The organism is Avibacterium volantium, from assembly GCF_049366555.1.
Taxonomy (GTDB): domain Bacteria; phylum Pseudomonadota; class Gammaproteobacteria; order Enterobacterales; family Pasteurellaceae; genus Avibacterium; species Avibacterium volantium_A.
Map to the genome: position 1 here is coordinate 57,834 of NZ_JBMMGT010000009.1, position 18,566 is coordinate 76,399.

The following is an 18,566-nucleotide window of genomic DNA, read 5'->3' on the forward strand; positions in this document are numbered from 1 at the left end:
TTATTTTCCCTCCTGCATTAATACTTCGGCAATGTGCATCACTTTCACTTTTTTGCCTTCACGACTTAAACGTCCACCAATATTGAGCAAACAACTGACATCAGCTCCGATTAAATAATCAGGGTGAACTTCCGTGATATGTTCCACTTTTTCAGTTACCATTTCGCCAGAAATTTCCGCCATTTTTACCGAGAATGTTCCACCAAACCCACAACAAGTGCTTTGGTTGTGAATTGGCAATAATTCTAGCCCTTTCACATTTTGTAATAAGGTTAAAGGCTCGTTCACAATGCCTAATTTACGGCTTAAGCTACAAGATGGGTGATATACCGCTTTTCCTGTTAAAGTCGCGCCCACATTGGTTACGCCTAATTTATTGACGATAAAATCCGTTAAATCATAAAAACGATCGGCCACTTTCTGCGCGCGCTCTGCCCATTCTGGCTCATTAAAACGGTTAAAATATTCAGGGTAGGTTTTAATCGCGTAAACACAAGAACCCGCAGGGGCAACGATCGGATAATCATTGACTTCAAAGGTTTCTACCAAGTTTTTCATTCCAGCTAAGGCTTGTTTGGTATAACCACTGTTAAGGGAAGGCTGACCGCAGCAACCCTGTTTTTCAAGGAAAACGATATTACAGCCAAGCTTTTCTAGTAATAATACGGTGTTTTTTGCAACGCCTGCTTTTACCACATCAGCGATACAAGTAACGTAAAAATTTACGTTCATAAATTACTCCAACATAATCAAATAGAAATGAGAAATCAGGCAAAGTTACCTCTGCCTGATTTGTAATAATTCACACTAAACGTTAAAGAAAAGTGGAATAATAAAGAGTGCAACAAGTGCGGCAATAATACCATAAACGATCATTGGAACGATGGTTTTCTTAATGATTGTGCCTTCTTGTTTATCAATATTTAATACCGAGCTTACCGCAACGATGTTGTTGATACACACCATATTCCCCATTGCGCCGCCGACAGATTGCAAGGCAAGAACAAGGGTTGCAGAAAGACCAGTAATTTCCGCAGTGGAAAGCTGAACACTACCAAAGGTTAAGTTAGAAACGGTGTTTGAACCAGAGAAGAACGCACCCACCGCACCTAAGTAAGACGCAAATAATGTCCAATATTCGCCTGTGGCTTCCGCAAAACTTCTACCGATGATTTTCACCATTGAATTATCGCCGCCCACAAGCATTAAGTTCACCATAATTAATGCACCAACAAGGGCTAAGAATGGGTTGCGAGTTTGTCTTAAGCTGCCCATAAAAATATCTTTGGTTTTGCTTGCCGATAATGCGAATAATGGGATTGAAATTAATACCGTTACCACAAATGGAATTAATGCTGGCACATAAAGCAATTTATAGCTTGCATTCACCGATGTACCGAAAATTTGTTTTAAGCTGAAAATTAAACCGTGGCTAATTTCAAATAAACCTAATGAACCTAATTGTACGCTAAACCAAGTTGTCGCATCGTTCATCATTGCTTTGAATGGCAATTGTTGTAAACGTGTCACAATTAAAATCGCAATTAATAAACCTGTTGGCAATAAAGCTTTCACTACTTGCCCTGTGCTTACTGCATTATCATCAAGGTTATTTTCTACTTTGGCTAAACCAATGCCTTTATTCGCTACAAACACAGACACCAATAAACCAATTGCACCACCCACTAATGATGGGAATTCATAGTTCACTTGAGCTAATAAGAAATAAGGCACAACACAAGCGAAAATACTGATATAAATAAACACAAGGTTTTTACGAATTTCGCTCCAGCCTACGATTAAACGTAACGCCATTAATGGAATAATTAATGCAGCAAAAGAGTGAATAAGCGCTGACATTGAACCGATTTCAAGAATTTGGTTATCGGTTAAATTTAATGGGCCAAAACCAAACCAAGTTGGCGTCCCTACCGCCCCAAAGGAAACGGGTACAGAGTTCATAATTAAGGCAAGCATTGCCACTTTTAATGGTGGGAAGCCTAAGCCCACTAAGATCGGCGCAGCAATCGCTGCTGGTGTCCCGAAGCCACTTGCGCCCTCAATCATAAAGGCAAATGCCCAACCGATAATCATAATTTGTGCAACAGGGTTTGGATTAATATTACCTAACCACTTACGCAACGTATTCGTTGCACCTGAGATTTCAGAAAAACGGTTAAATAAAATCGCACCGAAAATTACCGTAATTGGTGTTTGAACCGCCACCAATGCGGCTGTTACATTGGCGCTCACGATAGCAATATCTGTGCCAAAGAAAATAAATTGAATAATTAAGACCACTACCGCAATCCACGGCAATGCAACATAAGATGGCAACGCATTGCGTTTTACCATTAAATAAATTAATAAAACAATAGGAAAAATACTAAGAAAAAGAGCCATACAAACTACTCCATCAATAATTAATGTTATGACTTAAATGAGAGCGCCATTCTATGCTGATTTAAACGTTTTAGTAAAACATTTGTTAAGAAATTATGACAACGATCACAAAAAATTTTAACATTTCGCTAAAAATACTTCCTTATGGTTAGCCTTTAGCCAGTCTGAGAAGTCATTTCTCATTAAGGGCAAAATCCGCTATAATTAGCCAATTTTGCAAAAAACTTATTATTTTTTCACCGCACTTTGCTTTTGCTGTGAAAGAAAATTTGCCCTAACGAATATAGAGGTTTTTATGACAACTCCCGTAGTTGCCCTTGTGGGTCGCCCAAATGTGGGAAAATCCACTTTATTTAATCGCCTAACGCGCACCCGTGATGCCCTTGTAGCCGATTTCCCCGGCTTAACTCGCGATCGCAAATATGGCCAAGCTAATATTGCTGGCTATGATTTTATTGTGATTGACACTGGCGGTATTGACGGCACAGAAGAAGGCGTAGAAGAAAAAATGGCAGAGCAATCCTTACTTGCCATTGAAGAAGCAGACATTGTGTTATTTCTGGTGGACGCGCGCGCAGGACTAACCTCTGCCGATATAGGTATTGCCCAATATTTACGCCAACGACAAAACAAAACCACCGTGCTAGTTGCCAATAAAACGGACGGTATTGATGCGGATTCCCATTGTGCGGAATTTTATCAGCTTGGTTTAGGCGAAGTGGTACAAATCGCTGCCTCACAAGGCCGTGGCGTGAATGCCTTAATGGAACAAGTGCTTGCGCCACTTGCTGAGCAAAATGCTGAAAAAGAGGCTGAGCAAAACCAAAGTGCGGTTCAAAATAACGAAGAAAATCAAGAAGATGAATGGGATCACGAATTTGATTTTAATAACGAAGAAGATGGCCAGCTATTAGATGAAGCCCTTGCGGAAGAAGAAAGCGAACAAGAGCAAAACATCAAAATTGCCATTGTAGGCCGCCCGAACGTAGGGAAATCCACTCTCACTAACCGTATTTTAGGCGAAGATCGCGTGGTGGTTTACGATCTCCCCGGCACAACGCGCGATAGTATTTCCATTCCAATGGAACGTGATGGTCAGCATTACACCATTATTGACACTGCGGGCGTGCGTAAACGCGGTAAGGTGCATTTGACGGTAGAAAAATTCTCTGTGATCAAAACCTTACAAGCCATTCAAGAAGCCAATGTGGTGCTACTCACCATTGATGCGCGTGAAGGCATTTCCGATCAAGATCTTTCCTTGCTCGGTTTTATCCTCAATGCAGGGCGTTCTTTAGTGATTGTGGTGAACAAGTGGGACGGCTTAGATCAAGAAGTGAAAGATCGCGTGAAATCAGAATTAGATCGCCGTTTAGACTTCATTGATTTTGCTCGCGTCCATTTTATTTCTGCCTTGCACGGCAGTGGTGTGGGCAATCTGTTTGATTCCATTAAAGAAGCCTATGCTTGTGCCACGCAAAAAATGACGACTTCAATGCTCACGCGTATTCTGCAAATGGCAACAGATGAACATCAACCGCCAATGGTTAGTGGTCGCCGTATTAAATTAAAATATGCTCACCCCGGTGGCTATAATCCGCCAATTATTGTGGTACACGGCAACCAAATTGATCGCTTGCCAGATAGCTATAAACGTTATTTATCAAACTATTATCGCCGAAGCCTGAAAATTATTGGCTCGCCAATTCGTTTGATTTTCCAAGAAGGCAGCAATCCATTCTCTGGAAAACGCAATAAACTTACGCCAAATCAGCTGCGTAAACGTAAACGTTTGATGAAATTTATTAAGAAATCGAAAAAATAATAAAAACAAAGGCGATTTAATATCGCCTTTTTTATTACCCACACAAAAACTTTCTATTTTTCCACCGCACTTCATTATTGCACGGCTTGTAGCGGTAAATGCCGATAGCGTAGATGAATCGCCAAAAACAGCATAATGCTAACCAAGGCAAAAATACCGCCCACCATTCCAATATAAGACAACCCCAAATGTTGCATTACTTGATTGCCGAGCAATGCGCCGCCGCCAATGCCGATATTATAAATGCCTGAGAAAATCGCCATTGCGACGTCCGTGGCATCTGGCGCGAGTTGTAAAATGCGGATTTGCAAGCTCAAGCCAATGCCTGCAATGCCAATGCCCCACAATAGCACCAAGGGATAAGTAAAGGCGGAATGGCCTTTTAATAGCACTAAAGCAAATAGCGAAAGAGCTAGACTGCTCATTGCAATCAGCAGAAATTTTGCTGGCCCAAAGCGGTGAAAACGGCTAAATAGCATACTGGCGATCATTCCTGCACAGCCAAATAGCAATAAAATCAAAGTGGTTTCCGTTGGGGCGATGCTCACTTCTTGAATCATAAAAGGTTCAACATAACTGTATGCAGTGAAATGGGCGGAAATCACAATGGCGGTGAGAACAAATAATCCCACCAATAGCGGGCGTTTAAATAATAGCGGAACGCTTTTTAATGTGCCGGCGTTTTTGCTCACTAAGTGCGGTAATAATTTATATAGAAAAATCAATACGATAAACGCTACTACGCCAATCACGCCAAAGGTGGTGCGCCAGCCAAGCCATTGCCCGATAATACGCCCTAACGGCAAGCCTAACACCATTGCCAAGGCGCTGCCCATTGCTAACAAGCCGAGCGCCTGTGCTTTTTTATCTTTTGGCGCGAGGCGAACGGTGAGCGAAGCGGTGATCGCCCAAAATACAGAATGAGAAATCGCAATGCCAACGCGAGAAATCAGCAGCACTTGGAAATTCCACGCCATGCAAGACAAAATATGGCTCACAATAAAGAGAATAAACAGCTTAATCAGCAAACTACGCCGCTCTAGCTTGGCGGTGAGCAGCATAAAAGGCAAGGAAAGCAAAGAAACAATCCACGCATAAATGGTGATCATCAGCCCTGTTTGGCTGACTGGCATCTGGAAACTTTCGGCAATATCGGAAAGCAACGCCACAGGGATAAATTCAGTCGTATTGAAAATAAAGGCGGAAAACGCCATACAAATAACACGCCATAATTTCACACGGCGAACAATTTTGGGAGATAACATTTTAAATTAGGGTTAGCAAAAAAGTGGGCTATTCTAGCACAGAAGTTTAGATTTTGTTCAACGAGAAAGGCGTTGTTTGAATAAATCTTTGAGCTGTTTTTTCAAGCCTTGGGTGGACTCAATTTTATATTGCGGCGAATGGCAATCACCGAAGAAATGCAACGGCAAGCGGAAGTTTTGATATTTTTTCTCACGCAAATTGAGATTAACGAGAAAATCACATTGTTGGCTCACTTGATCCACCGTACCTTCGCCCGTGAGCTGAAAATAAGGATCGCGCAATTGTAAATTCTGCCATTGCATTTTTTGCTGATCCCAGATTAATTGCGCATTAAGCTGTTCAAAGGGGGAATCCATATTTTGCAATTGTTCCGCATCATAATTAATCGGTAAACGTTGTGCCACAATGGCTAACAAATTCACGTTTTTCACCTTACCATTCGCGATTTGTAAGCTGGCCTGCCCTTTCTCGATTTGCATATCAACAAGTGCCACTTCCCCTTTTAATTGCGCCTGCCCCGTTGCTAGCACAGGCAACTTAAACAAGGCAAGCCATTGTTCTATGGCGATATTTTGCGCGGAAAACTGCATACGCTCGGGTTGTTGATAGAATTGGAAATCCACATTTCCTTGCGGTGCTAAAGCAAGTTTGCCACTAATAAAGTTCGGTTGAAATTCAAGCAAAATTTTGCCTTGCGAAAAGGGAATTTGATTAATGCTCAAATCCGTGAAATCAAGCTGATAGCGGTTCGTTTCGCCTTGCGCTTCACTGCGTAAATGCCCTTGTTTTAACTGTAACGCCATTGTTTTCACATCACCATAAAGAGGACGTTCAAACTGCCATTGCCCTGCAAGTTGTTCAAATGCTAGGCCATTCTGAGAAAGCCGCACATTGCCTTGTAACTGGATCTGGCTTGCTGCTCGTGTTGCTTGTGCGCTAAACGCCATTTGCACAGGTTTCTGCAAATTCAGCGGAGCATTTTGTGGTAAGGCATTGAGTAAATGGGCCACGTCCTGCCAAGAAAGTGCGGTGGGTTTTAGGCTAAAATTTAGCCTTTGCCATTGGGAGTTGGCAATATTGCCGTTATGTAGCTGGATTTCATTGAGCTTAAGATCACCGCCGAGCAATGCTGTGGGATTGAGCTCAAGCACAATTTTTTCGAAAAAAAACCACCGCGCTTTTTGTTGGAACTTAACATTATGTAAGGATAGTTGAGTGGGGAAAAGCTGGCTTTCCAGTTGCTCCACTTGGATATACTGCTGCGCAAGACGCTCAGAAAGCTGTGCCGTTAAACGAGATTTCTGCCAAAAAAGAAAGCACAGCCCCACGCACAACAGTGCGATTAGCCATATTGCTTTCTTTTTCACTGTTTATTTATCCTTATCAATACGGCTGGCCACCGCATTTTGCTGATCTTTATATTTAGCATCTTGACGGCGATTATAAGGACGCGCTGCCTCGCCACTTAGTACTTCAAAACTCAACGCACCAATCACCATTTTCGGACGCAATGCCAAAGGCAGTTTGCCTGAATTGTAAAATTCTAATACAATGCGCCCATTCCAACCCGGATCGATACGGTGTGCCGTAACGTGTACCATTAATCCTAGGCGGGCAAGGGAAGAGCGTCCATCTAGCCAACCGATAATATTGGCAGGCAAGGATACCGCTTCAAAGGTGGTGGCAAGTGCCAGTTCACCGGGGTGGAGGAAAAAGGCTTCGCCATCATCAATGAGAATTTCATCGCTCATCACCGCTTCAAGTTGGGCTGAAACCTCTTCTTTTTTGCCACTTAAATCAATGTAAGGCGCGGTATGTTCACGAAACACGCGGAAAGAATTGCCCAAGCGCACATCAACGGTCGCGCCATTGATTTTGTCGTTATCTGGGCGCGGCGTTAAGCTGATAATGCCTTCATCTAAATAACGTTCAATGTCGGTATCACACAATCTCATTTTGCCCCCTATTTGCTTTTCAGCAGGTGTCTAATTTGTGCTTTTAACATATTGATTGCAATACGGTTTTTTCCACCGCGTGGAACAACAATATCGGCATATTGTTTAGACGGCTCAATAAATTGTAAGAACATAGGACGCACGGTGGCACGATATTGATCCACTACCGATTGCAAAGAACGCCCACGCTCTTCCATATCACGTTTTAAACGGCGGATAAAACAAATATCTAACGGCGTATCCACGAATACAGAAATACTCGCTTCTTGGCGAATGCGTTCGTCCGTGAGCAACAAAATGCCTTCTAAAATAATCACTTTTTTCGGCTTGAAATGCGTGGTTTCGCCCGTGCGTGTGTGTTCCACATAGCTATAAACGGGAATATCCACCGCCTGCCCTGCTTTTAAGGCGCGCAAATGTTGTAACAACAAATCGCGATCCATTGAATTTGGGTGGTCATAATTGGTTTTAATGCGCTCTTCAAAAGCAAGGTGGGTTTGATCTTTGTAGTAGCTATCTTCGGAAATAATGCCAATATCTTCGCAACTTAGCTCATCACGAAGTTCTTTATGAATGGTGGAGGCAATAAGGCTTTTTCCTGAGGCGGAAGCCCCTGCGATAGCGATAATAATGCAATCTTGATCTGACATAATATGGCTCAACTAGACGAGTTACAGTGATTGTAGAATTATAAAGAAAAATTTTGTTTTTTTATAGGGGCTGTTGATAATTCATTTGACATTTGAGTTATCAACAGCCCCCCATAGTTTCACCCTTTTAATGAAATAAAACGAAAGGAATCTTCCATTTTGTGAAGTGGTTCACAGCATTTTTTGCTCCATTCGGATAGGATTAGGCTCATTTAATTGAGATTAATCAATGATCTAGGCGATTTTGCGCCAAACCATAAGGAGTACCCCAATGAAATATAAAGCAATTTCTCTCGCAATTTCCACCGCACTTGCCACTTCTGCCTTAATCTTCAGTGTGCAAGCACAAGCCAAAGGACGCTTGGTGGTATATTGCAGCGCCACAAATGAAATGTGTGAAGCTGAAACCCAAGCCTTCGGCAAAAAATATGATGTGAAAACGTCCTTTATCCGTAATGGTTCAGGCAGTACCTTTGCGAAAATTGAAGCAGAAAAGAAAAATCCGCAAGCTGATGTATGGTATGGCGGCACGCTCGATCCACAATCTCAAGCCGGCGAGCTTGGTTTATTAGAAGCCTACCGCTCGCCAAATGTCGATCAAATTATGCCAAGATTCCAAGATCCTGCCAAAGTCAAAGGCAACTACACCTCCGCCATTTATATGGGGATTTTAGGTTTTGGGGTAAACACGGAACGCTTGAAAAAATTAGGCATCACAGAAGTCCCTAAATGCTGGAAAGACTTAACCGATCCACGCTTAAAAGGCGAAATTCAAGTGGCCGATCCACAAAGTTCAGGCACCGCGTACACCGCCATTGCTACCTTTGTGCAATTATGGGGCGAAGATCAAACCTTTGATTTCTTCAAGCAACTTCACCCGAACATTTCTCAATATACCAAATCGGGCATCACCCCTTCACGCAACACAGCCAGAGGTGAAACCACAGTAGGAATTGGCTTCCTACACGATTACGCCCTTGAAAAACAACAGGGCGCGCCAATTGAATTAGTCGTGCCTTGCGAAGGAACAGGCTATGAACTTGGCGGTGTGAGTATCTTAAAAGGCGCACGTAACTTAGATAACGCCAAATTATTCGTGGATTGGGCATTGTCAAAAGAAGGCCAAGAATTAGCGTGGAAAAAAGGCCGTGCTTTCCAAACGCTAACCAACACCACCGCCGAACAATCACCAACCGCGTTTGATCCAACCAAACTTAATCTCATCAATTATGATTTTGAGAAATACGGTGCATCAGAAGAACGCAAACGCTTGATTAACAAATGGGTTAATGAAGTGAAATTGGCGCAGTAAATAGTTTTGTCATAGTGAGGTGGGTAATGAAAAAAGTAACGTCCAATCTAATTTTATCTAGTCTATTATTAGCAGGATTAAGTCTTTCTAATATGGCTTTTGCTGAAGGGCGATTGGTGGTTTATTGTAGTGCGCAGAATATTGTATGCGAAAAAGCAGTGCAAGAATTTGCGAAAAAATACAATGTAAAAACTTCCTTTATTCGTAATAGCTCTGGCAGTACCCTTGCCAAAATGGAAGCTGAGAAAAATAATCCTCAAGCAGATGTTTGGGTTGGCGGCCCTTTTGATACCCACCTCCAAGCAGGTGAATTAGGCTTAATTGCATCTTATGATTTCCCGAAACGCAATGAAGTAATGACCCAATTCCAAAAACTTGGCAATGGAAAAAGTTCTATTATTTATATGGGCGTTTTAGGTTTTGGCGTTAATACAGAACGGTTGAAAAAACTAGGTATTACTGAAACACCAAAATGCTGGAAAGATCTGTTAGATCCTCGCTTAAAAAATGAAGTACAAATTGCTGATCCACAAAGTTCTGGCACAGCTTACACCGCCATTGCCACTTTTACGCAACTTTGGGGAGAAGATAAAGCCTTTGATTACTTAAAACAAATCCATCAAAATATTTCACAATATCCAAAAGCAGGAACAGCCCCATCACGCAACACAGCAAGGGGCGAAACGGCGATTGGTATCGGTTTTTTACAAAATTATTCTTTTGAAAAACAGCAAGGTGCGCCCATTGAGCTTGTCGTACCTTGCGAAGGCACAGGTTATGAGCTTGGTGGCGTAAGCGTTATTAAAAATGCGCGTAACTTAAAAAATGCACAATTATTTGCTGATTGGGTAATGTCAAAAGAGGCGCAAGAATTGTCATGGAAAGAAGCGCAATCTCATCACGTTGCCACAAACATTAATGCCGAGCCGTCACCTTACGCACTCAAACCTGCTGATTTGAATTTGATCGATTATAATTTTGATAAATTTGGTTCAAACGAAACGCGCCGTCATCTTATTGACAGATGGGTGAATGAAGTAAAATTGGCGAAATAATCGCTGTTTCACGGAGATGTTATGAAAAAGCTGTCACAGATGTTTAATAGTAGCCTATTTTGGATTTTGCTCGCGTTGTTGGGCTTTATCTGTTTGCCATCTATGGCGTTGTATTATGGTTTGGCGGAATCCACGCCTGATGAAATTTATGAAGCAATGGGCTGGGCGAACTTTAATTTAAGTTGGTTTTGGTTTGCTGCATTAGCCTTTGTGCCAATTCTATCTGCCATTTTCAAAGGGAAAGGGGAACGGCTGCAAGGTATAGCAGAATTTCTGGCGGTGTTGGCGATTTTCCTATTTGTGTTTATTTCTGCCACAATAGAAAAATTCAATCTTGGCTATTCCGTTTTTGTCCTAATGTTGAGCCTGATTGCCCTTGCCACTCAAGGCTTGGCAAAAATGAAGGTGATGCAAGGGGATAAATTCATCATCGCCTCGCTCATTAGCATTGTCTTGCTGATTTTCTTTTTTATTGTGTATCCCACCTTGGCGATTTTTATCTCGATGTTTTACGACAACGGGGAATTTGTGCCAAGCCAAGTAATCAGCATTGTGGAAAAACCTTACATCATTCGGATAATCGGTAATTCCCTTAGTGTAGCAATTACGGTGGGCATTTTAGCCACATTATTTGGTTTGATTTTTGCCCTTTACACCACACGCATTGCTAAACGCACCGCCGTGATCGGAAAAATTTTCTCCATTTTGCCGATTGTGACGCCGCCTTTTGTGGTGGGGTTAGGGGTAACCCTAATGCTTGGGCGTTCAGGTTATGTTACGGAATTTTTAGTGGAATATTTTGGCTTTAGCAGCAACTGGTTATATGGTTTTACTGGGATTATCATCGCCCACACGCTTGCGCTAACGCCAATGGCTTTTATGATTTTAGAAGGGGCGTTAAAATCCATTCACCCGTCTATTGAAGAAGCGGCATATACGCTGCGTTCAAACCGCTATCAAGCCTTTTTCAATATTATTTTCCCCCTACTCAAACCGGCGCTTGCCAATGCCTTTTTAGTGGTGGCAATCCAATCTTTAGCAGATTTTAGTACCCCACTTGTGCTAGGTGGTAGCTTTGATGTGATTTCTTCACAAATTTATTTCTACATTGCCGGCTCGCAGTTAGATTACGCTTCGGCCAGCACCTTAGGCAGTATTTTGCTGATCTTCTCTTTGGCGATTTTTGTGATCCAATATTTATGGATCGGCAATCGCTCTTATGTTACCGTTTCAGGCAAATCTTATCGCGGTGATGTGCAAGATTTGCCAAGTGCGATGAAATTTTTCATTATTTTTACCCTTGGTTTCTGGGTGCTGTTTAATGCGGTGCTATACGGCAGTATTTTCTACGGTAGCTTTACAATGAACTGGGGCGTGGATTACACTTTCACCTTTAAACATTATCTCACCTTATTCGGGCAAGGCTTTAGTGACGGCGCTTGGCCATCGTTGATTCATACGGTGATTTTTGCCGCCACCGCCGCTCCGATTACAGCGATTTTTGGCTTATTGATTGCCTACATCACCGTGCGCCGTGATTTTAAAGGCAAGAAAACCCTTGAATTTTTAACCTTGCTTTGCTTTGCCGTACCGGGAACGGTGGCGGGGGTTTCCTATATTCTTGCCTTTAATAATGCGCCAATTTATATCACGGGGACAAGCATCATCATCGTGCTTTCAATGGTAATGCGTAATATGCCTGTAGGTATGCGTGCTGCCGTGGCAGGTTTAGGACAGCTCGATAAATCCCTTGATGAAGCCTCGCTTTCACTCAAAGGCAGCTCGTTAAAAACCATTTGGTATATTGTCTTCCCACTGCTTAAGCCCGCGTTGCTCTCCGCGTTGGTAACCAGTTTTGTGCGCGCAATGACTACGGTCAGCGCCATTGTCTTCTTAGTTACTGCGGATACAAGGGTTGCCACTTCTTATATTCTAAACCGCGTGGAAGACGGCGAATACGGCGTTGCCATTGCTTATGGCTCAATTTTAATCGTGGTAATGATGGCAATTATTTTGCTATTTGACTGGTTGGTGGGCGACACGCGAATTGCTCGTTCTAAAGCGAAAAAAATGAATTAATAGGTTGTAAAAATGAAGAATAATGATTTTTTAGTGTTAAAAAATGTGACTAAATCCTTCGGTAAAGCGGTAGTGATCGATGATCTCAATCTTTCTATCAAACAAGGCTCAATGGTTACCCTGCTCGGGCCATCTGGTTGCGGAAAAACCACCGTGCTACGCCTTGTAGCAGGGCTAGAAAGTCCTACTTCAGGACAGATTTTTATTGACGGAGAAGATGTCACCAAATCTTCCATTCAAAACCGTGATATTTGTATCGTGTTTCAGTCTTATGCGCTGTTCCCGCATATGTCCATTGGGGATAATGTGGGCTACGGCTTGCGTATGCAGGGCGTAGGATCAGCAGAGCGCAAACAACGGGTTAAAGAAGCCTTGGAATTGGTGGATTTGGCGGGTTTTGAAGATCGCTATGTGGATCAAATCTCCGGTGGTCAGCAACAACGTGTCGCCTTAGCGCGTGCGCTGGTGCTAAAGCCTAAAGTGCTATTGTTTGACGAACCACTGAGCAACCTTGACGCGAATTTACGCCGTAGTATGCGTGAAAAAATCCGCGAGCTGCAACAACGCCTTGGCATCACTTCCCTTTATGTAACCCACGATCAAAGCGAAGCCTTCGCCGTGTCTGATGAAGTGATCGTAATGCACAAAGGCAAAATTATGCAAAAGGCTTCTGCGAAAGAGCTTTATCAACACCCTAACTCGTTGTTTTTGGCGAATTTTATGGGGGAAAGTAGCATCTTTGACGGCAAACTTGAAAACGGCACGATAACGGTTAATCAATACGCGTTCACCTTGCCAAATGTACAATCCTTCGGTTTGCCAGACGGAGAGTGTTTAGTCGGCATTCGCCCTGAAGCCGTACGTCTTTCAGCGCAAGGCGATGCGGCCCAACGCTGTGAAATTCAAAGCGCGGTGTATATGGGCAATCACTGGGAAATTGTGGCGCAATGGGGTGGCAAACCGCTACTCATCAACTGCCAACCTGATAATTTTTCTCCTACTATCAAGCAAGCCTATGTGCATTTTGCTGACTATGGCGTGTTCTTGCTGAAAAAAGAATAGCTCGTTTAGTTACAATGGCTTACAACAGCCGATAAAAAAAGTGCGGTGGAAAATTTGTTAAAATTTAGCAAAAAACCACCGCACTTTATTTATCTTAATAATGCACTGAGTACACTTTAAATTTATTGGTTTTGGCTAACACTTGATGCGAGCCAAAATGCTGGTCTAACAAATCCGCATAAGGTAAGAAAGCATTAGCAACAATGCGTAGCTCGCCCCCTTCGTTTAAATGCCATTTGGCTTGCTGAATAAGCTCAGACACTGAGCGAAATGCGGTATCCACGCCATCGTGAAAAGGCGGGTTAGAAATAATCAAGTCAAACTTGCCTTCTATTTGTGAAAACACATTGCTTGCTAACACATCTGCTTCAAGTTGATTTTCTATCAAAGTACGCTCTGCTGAAGCAATAGCTAAAGCGTGAATATCCGTCATCACAAGATTCACACTTGGATTATGCTGTTTAATGTAGCTTCCAATCACACCAGCACCACAGCCCATATCTAGCACACGACCTTTGATCGGGTGCTCTAAGGTAGAAAGCAATAATGCCGTTCCCACATCTAATTCCGCCGCACTAAAGACTCCCGGCAAGCTGAAAATCGTCAAATCACCAAGTTGTGCGTGCTGATAAGATTTCCAATATTTGGCTAAATCAAAGTACGGTGGATTTTTCAAACAAAAATGATAAAGCCCACAACGTCTTGCGCTATCAATTTTGCCAATCTCACCAAACGGGGAAAGCATTTTTTCCGCCGAACGCACGCCACTGCGATTTTCACCAATAATCAACACTTCTTGCTCAGGCGTGCATTGCGATAAAAGCTGCATTAATTGCAACTGATTTTCTTGTTTGTTTTTTGTCCAATAATAAACGATTAAATCGGCCCTTGGCACAAAATCTACGGAAAAATCCACCGCACTTTTGTTTTCGGCATAATCAAAATACCACGTCCAGCAATGAACTGATTGCGCTTTGTTGCGTAATTGCTGTGGAAAATCATCATTCAATGCCCCAGCAAATAATACATTTCGATTTTCAAATAAAGAAAGATGGCGTTCTAGCACTTGGCTTTCAGGTGAAATCACGGTTTTATCCTATTCATAAAAATATCAATAAAATCCTACTTTGATAAAAGCAGGAATGAAACTGCTGAATTCTATAATGCGAAATCAGTCAAGACAATAATCTCTTTGTAAATAAAATTTATCTCAGCATTTCATTTTGTTGGCTATTAAATTTGATATTTGCCCTTATCGCCAATATCAAAATGTAGCGGCATTCGCCATTTTTGGATCGCAAGCACGGCAAAGAGTAATCCAGAAATAACGGATAATCCATTGAGAAGTAAAGAATAATTCAGCACTTTTGCAAACCACAATAAAGCAAGAAAAACAGGTTGCCAATTTAATCCCCAAATGCGAAAACAAAAATATTCTTTAAATGCCAAACCGCCAAGTGTCAGCAAAGCACCGCCCATAGCCAGTTGCGGCATTCCATATAAATGGCATAACAATGCCACCCAAGTGCCAAATTGCAGTAGAAAACGGATATTTTTCAAATAAATATGTAATGATGAAGCACAACATAATGCCGCGCTGAGTAATCCTAAATAAGCCACCTCTGGATAATAAGGCAAAAGCGCTGTCATTATTGCCGCTAAGACAAAACCTAAACGATAAATGATGACGGTAAAATAATCACACCAATCCATCGGTGATTGAATATGTGGATCAGCCATCTGTTTCTCCTTGTTTACGATATTGATTTGGCGAAATGCCGTAATATTGCTTAAAGACGCGGCTAAAATAAGCCTCTGACTGATAGCCAATATCCAAAGCAATGGTAAGAATGTTTTTCTGCGTTGTTTTTAATAGCATTGATGCCTGCTGCATACGAACTTGGAAAAGAAATTTCCCGGGTGTCGTATCCATTTTCTTTTGGAAAACGCGAATAAAATTGGCGCGCGACATATTCGCTATTTCTGCCAAGGTTTCCATATTCCAATTTTTCTCTGGATTCTGCAAAATTGCTCGCACCGCTACCGCTAAACGCTTGTCCTGTAGCACCGCGAGCAGCCCCATTTTACTTTCGTGCTTTTCAATATAATGCCGTAAAATGTAGGAAAATAGCACCGATGAAAGGGCATTAATAATAGATCTGCCTGCAAATTGCGCTTTCCCTTCGGCTTCAATACGGAATAATGCAACAAGTTGCTCAATCGGCGTTTGATACATCGAAAAATGCAAAATATGCGGCAGAATTTTGAATAAAATAGACTGCTTATCGTAATAAAACGCCCCACAGAACATTTCAAAATCACTTTTTTCTACACTATTGCGCGCCACTTGAAATAGTCCATTTTCACGCTTATCAATTAAGGTTTGTGTATTTTCCGCAAATTTTCGGCTTCGAATATAGTGCAACTCCCCCTCAGGCAAAAAGAAAATATCTCCCGCTTTCAGTAAAATTTTTTCTTTATTGACAATAACTTCACACTCACCACGCACAATAATATGAAAAACGCCCATATTTTGCCCTGCACTTGGTTGTAGCGACTGCCAATCTCCCTGAAACAAACAATGGGTGTGAATTTCTCCTTCAATTTGAGCCAGTTCAATTAAATGATCCAAAATATCCAATGCTTTCTCCTTATGCTAAACCAGCATCATAACGTATTTTGTTAGACTTTTTTAACCAAAACTTGAGATGATTTTGCAAGATAACTCTAATAAATCATCTCATAATAACACAAGTTAAACAGCTATGATTTGATTAAATAGGAGTAAACAATGTTTAAAGACTGGAAACAAGAAAAGACCCACGTTAAACAATCGTTCGGTGAACTTGGCAAAAAATACCCGAAAATGCTACAGGCATATGGCGCATTATCAAGTGCAATGGAAGCCTCCACACTCGATGCCAAAACCCGTGAACTCATTGCCCTTGCCGTTGCCGTAACCACACGTTGCGAAAGCTGCATCGCAGTACACGCAGATGAAGCTGTCAAAGCAGGCGCAACGGAAGAAGAAGTTGCCGCAGCATTAGCTACAGCTATCGCCCTCAACGCTGGCGCTGCCTATACTTATTCATTAAGAGCTTTAGAGGCGTTTAATGTTAATAAATAATTCATAAAAAACCTAGTGATAGCGCTAGGTTTTTATTATCTACATAAACAAAAAAGCAGATCCCAAAAGATCTGCTTTTCTATTTATGCTTTTACAATGATTATTTAGTCATTGCAGCAACTTCTGCGGCGAAGTCAGTTTCTACTTTTTCGATACCTTCGCCTACTTCAAAGCGTAAGAATGAAACCACTTCTGCGCCTTTCTCTTTTAGTAATTCACCCACTGATTTAGAAGGATCCATTACGAAAGGTTGGCCAGTTAAAGACACTTCACCAGTGAATTTCTTCATACGACCTTCAACCATTTTTTCAGCGATTTCGCGTGGTTTACCAGATTGCATTGCGATATCCACTTGGATTTGACGCTCGTGTTCTACTACGTCTGCTGGTACATCGCTTGGGTTTACATATTCTGGACGGCTTGCTGCAACGTGCATTGCAACGTGTTTCACTAATTCTTCATCAGCGTTTGCTGCACCCACTAATACACCAATTTTCGCACCGTGTAAGTATGAACCTACAACTGGTGCTTGTACTGAACCCACACGGCGGATTGTCATATTCTCACCGATTTTTGCCACTAATGCAGCACGTTTTTCTTCAAATTCAGCTTGTAATGCTTCGATGGTTACGCCTTTGTTGTTTAATGCGTAATCTGCCACTTCATTCGCTAAGCCTAAGAAACCAGCGTCTTTTGCTACGAAGTCAGTTTCACAGTTCATTTCGATCATTACACCGTAGTCGCCAGCAACACGCGCGATGATAACACCTTCAGCCGCAACACGGCCTGCTTTTTTCGCCGCTTTTGCTTGACCTGATTTACGCATATTATCAATCGCTAATTCGATATCACCGTTTGCTTCTACTAATGCTTTTTTACATTCCATCATACCTGCGCCGGTACGATCACGAAGTTCTTTTACTAAAGATGCTGTAATTTCAGCCATTTTAAAATCCTCTATCCACAAAATTTGATGCGATTTTTGACCGCACTTATGTAAAAAAGCAGGGAACATAAGCCCCCTGCTAACCAATTAATCGTTGTGATTAATAAGGGCTTTCGCCGCATTCACCTGAATTATTCAGCTGCTTCTGCTTCAGCAAATTTCTCTTCGGCTACCACTTCTTGTTGGCGACCTTCTTTTACTGCAGCCGCTGCTGCTGCAAGATATAGTTGAATTGCACGCGCTGCATCATCGTTACCAGGGATAACAAAATCAACACCGTCTGGTGCAGAGTTTGTATCAACCACTGCAAATACTGGAATACCAAGGTTATTTGCTTCTTTGATTGCGATGTGTTCGTGATCTGCACCGATAACAAATAATGCATCAGGAAGACCCGCCATATCTTTGATACCGCCAAGGCTTAATTCAAGTTTTTCCATCTCACGGCTACGCATTAATGCTTCTTTCTTAGTTAATTTGTCGAAAGTACCATCTTGAGATTGAGTTTCTAAATCTTTTAAGCGTTTGATTGATTGACGTACTGTTTTCCAGTTAGTCAACATACCACCTAACCAACGGTGATTTACATAGTATTGCTGACAGTCTAATGCTGCTGCTTTCACTGCTTCACTTGCTGCACGTTTTGTACCAACAAATAAGATTTTACCGTTGTTGCCCGCAATGCGAGTTAATTCTGCTAATGCAGCATTGAACATTGGAACGGTTTTTTCAAGGTTGATGATATGAACGCCGTTGCGTGGTCCGAAAATGAATGGTTTCATTTTTGGGTTCCAGTAACGAGTTTGGTGACCGAAGTGAACGCCAGCTTGTAGCATTTCGCGCATTGAAACTTGTGCCATAATAATTTTCCTTTTGTTTGGGGTTT

General features: G+C 42.0%; 17 protein-coding genes. 6 read left to right on the plus strand and 11 right to left on the minus strand.

Annotated elements, in window-relative coordinates; all coding sequences use genetic code 11:
- Both ACLS0A_RS04305 and ACLS0A_RS04310 read right to left on the minus strand, forming a co-directional pair.
- Nucleotides 1-732, minus strand: coding sequence for a (Fe-S)-binding protein (locus tag ACLS0A_RS04305; RefSeq protein ID WP_416082541.1), 732 nt, complete (start codon nt 730-732; stop codon nt 1-3).
- A 75-nt stretch (nt 733-807) separates the two neighbouring features.
- Nucleotides 808-2,403, minus strand: coding sequence for a lactate permease LctP family transporter (locus ACLS0A_RS04310; RefSeq protein WP_103854979.1), 1,596 nt, complete (start codon nt 2,401-2,403; stop codon nt 808-810).
- A 295-nt stretch (nt 2,404-2,698) separates the two neighbouring features.
- Between ACLS0A_RS04310 and der the strand changes: the two genes are divergently transcribed.
- Entirely contained in the window at nt 2,699-4,228 is a 1,530-nt protein-coding gene (gene der, locus ACLS0A_RS04315; RefSeq protein ID WP_416082542.1) for a ribosome biogenesis GTPase Der, read from the plus strand.
- A 74-nt stretch (nt 4,229-4,302) separates the two neighbouring features.
- Here the strand turns inward: der and ACLS0A_RS04320 are convergent, their stop codons facing one another.
- From ACLS0A_RS04320 to udk, 4 genes are read right to left on the minus strand one after another with little or no spacing between them, the layout of a single operon-like run.
- Complete coding sequence (locus ACLS0A_RS04320; protein ID WP_416082543.1) at nt 4,303-5,493, minus strand: sugar transporter; 1,191 nt, start codon at nt 5,491-5,493, stop codon at nt 4,303-4,305.
- A gap of 57 nt (nt 5,494-5,550) precedes the next feature.
- Nucleotides 5,551-6,861 carry an AsmA-like C-terminal region-containing protein gene (locus ACLS0A_RS04325; protein WP_416082544.1) on the minus strand — a complete coding sequence of 437 codons (1,311 nt, stop codon included), beginning with the start codon at nt 6,859-6,861 and terminating at the stop codon, nt 5,551-5,553.
- A gap of 3 nt (nt 6,862-6,864) precedes the next feature.
- Nucleotides 6,865-7,449, minus strand: a complete 585-nt coding sequence (gene dcd, locus ACLS0A_RS04330; RefSeq protein WP_103853448.1) for a dCTP deaminase — start codon at nt 7,447-7,449, stop codon at nt 6,865-6,867.
- 8 nt (nt 7,450-7,457) lie between these two features.
- Nucleotides 7,458-8,099, minus strand: a complete 642-nt coding sequence (gene udk / locus ACLS0A_RS04335) for a uridine kinase (protein ID WP_103853449.1) — start codon at nt 8,097-8,099, stop codon at nt 7,458-7,460.
- Nucleotides 8,100-8,370: 271 nt separating this feature from the next.
- On the opposite strand from udk, the gene ACLS0A_RS04340 reads away from it, so the two are divergent.
- From ACLS0A_RS04340 to fbpC, 4 genes are read left to right on the plus strand one after another with little or no spacing between them, the layout of a single operon-like run.
- Nucleotides 8,371-9,411, plus strand: coding sequence for an ABC transporter substrate-binding protein (locus ACLS0A_RS04340; RefSeq protein WP_416082545.1), 1,041 nt, complete (start codon nt 8,371-8,373; stop codon nt 9,409-9,411).
- A gap of 26 nt (nt 9,412-9,437) precedes the next feature.
- Nucleotides 9,438-10,466, plus strand: a complete 1,029-nt coding sequence (locus tag ACLS0A_RS04345) for an ABC transporter substrate-binding protein (RefSeq protein ID WP_416080569.1) — start codon at nt 9,438-9,440, stop codon at nt 10,464-10,466.
- A gap of 21 nt (nt 10,467-10,487) precedes the next feature.
- On the plus strand, nt 10,488-12,545 hold the full coding sequence (locus tag ACLS0A_RS04350; RefSeq protein ID WP_416082546.1) for an ABC transporter permease: 2,058 nt from the start codon (nt 10,488-10,490) through the stop codon (nt 12,543-12,545).
- A gap of 12 nt (nt 12,546-12,557) precedes the next feature.
- Entirely contained in the window at nt 12,558-13,607 is a 1,050-nt protein-coding gene (fbpC, locus tag ACLS0A_RS04355) for a ferric ABC transporter ATP-binding protein (RefSeq protein ID WP_416082547.1), read from the plus strand.
- Nucleotides 13,608-13,701: 94 nt separating this feature from the next.
- On the opposite strand, the gene rsmC is transcribed toward fbpC, so the two are convergent.
- From rsmC to ACLS0A_RS04370, 3 genes are all read right to left on the minus strand, one after another.
- The gene (gene rsmC, locus ACLS0A_RS04360; protein WP_416082548.1) at nt 13,702-14,694 is read right to left on the minus strand and encodes a 16S rRNA (guanine(1207)-N(2))-methyltransferase RsmC; all 993 of its coding nucleotides are present in this window, start codon (nt 14,692-14,694) and stop codon (nt 13,702-13,704) included.
- Between the two features lie 146 nt (nt 14,695-14,840).
- Nucleotides 14,841-15,347 (minus strand): DUF2301 domain-containing membrane protein, encoded by a 507-nt coding sequence (locus tag ACLS0A_RS04365; RefSeq protein WP_416082549.1) that lies wholly within the window; start codon nt 15,345-15,347, stop codon nt 14,841-14,843.
- Complete coding sequence (locus tag ACLS0A_RS04370) at nt 15,340-16,248, minus strand: AraC family transcriptional regulator (protein WP_416082550.1); 909 nt, start codon at nt 16,246-16,248, stop codon at nt 15,340-15,342. The genes ACLS0A_RS04365 and ACLS0A_RS04370 overlap by 8 nt, the downstream gene beginning before the upstream one ends.
- A gap of 150 nt (nt 16,249-16,398) precedes the next feature.
- Here ACLS0A_RS04370 and ACLS0A_RS04375 point away from each other — a divergent pair, with 150 nt between their 5' ends.
- Nucleotides 16,399-16,734, plus strand: a complete 336-nt coding sequence (locus tag ACLS0A_RS04375; protein ID WP_416082551.1) for a carboxymuconolactone decarboxylase family protein — start codon at nt 16,399-16,401, stop codon at nt 16,732-16,734.
- A gap of 100 nt (nt 16,735-16,834) precedes the next feature.
- Here the strand turns inward: ACLS0A_RS04375 and tsf are convergent, their stop codons facing one another.
- Both tsf and rpsB read right to left on the minus strand, forming a co-directional pair.
- Entirely contained in the window at nt 16,835-17,680 is an 846-nt protein-coding gene (gene tsf, locus ACLS0A_RS04380) for a translation elongation factor Ts (RefSeq protein ID WP_264256738.1), read from the minus strand.
- 131 nt (nt 17,681-17,811) lie between these two features.
- A complete protein-coding gene (rpsB, locus tag ACLS0A_RS04385; protein WP_017807014.1) occupies nt 17,812-18,540 on the minus strand; it encodes a 30S ribosomal protein S2 in 729 nt (242 codons plus the stop codon).
- Nucleotides 18,541-18,566 lie beyond the last annotated feature (26 nt).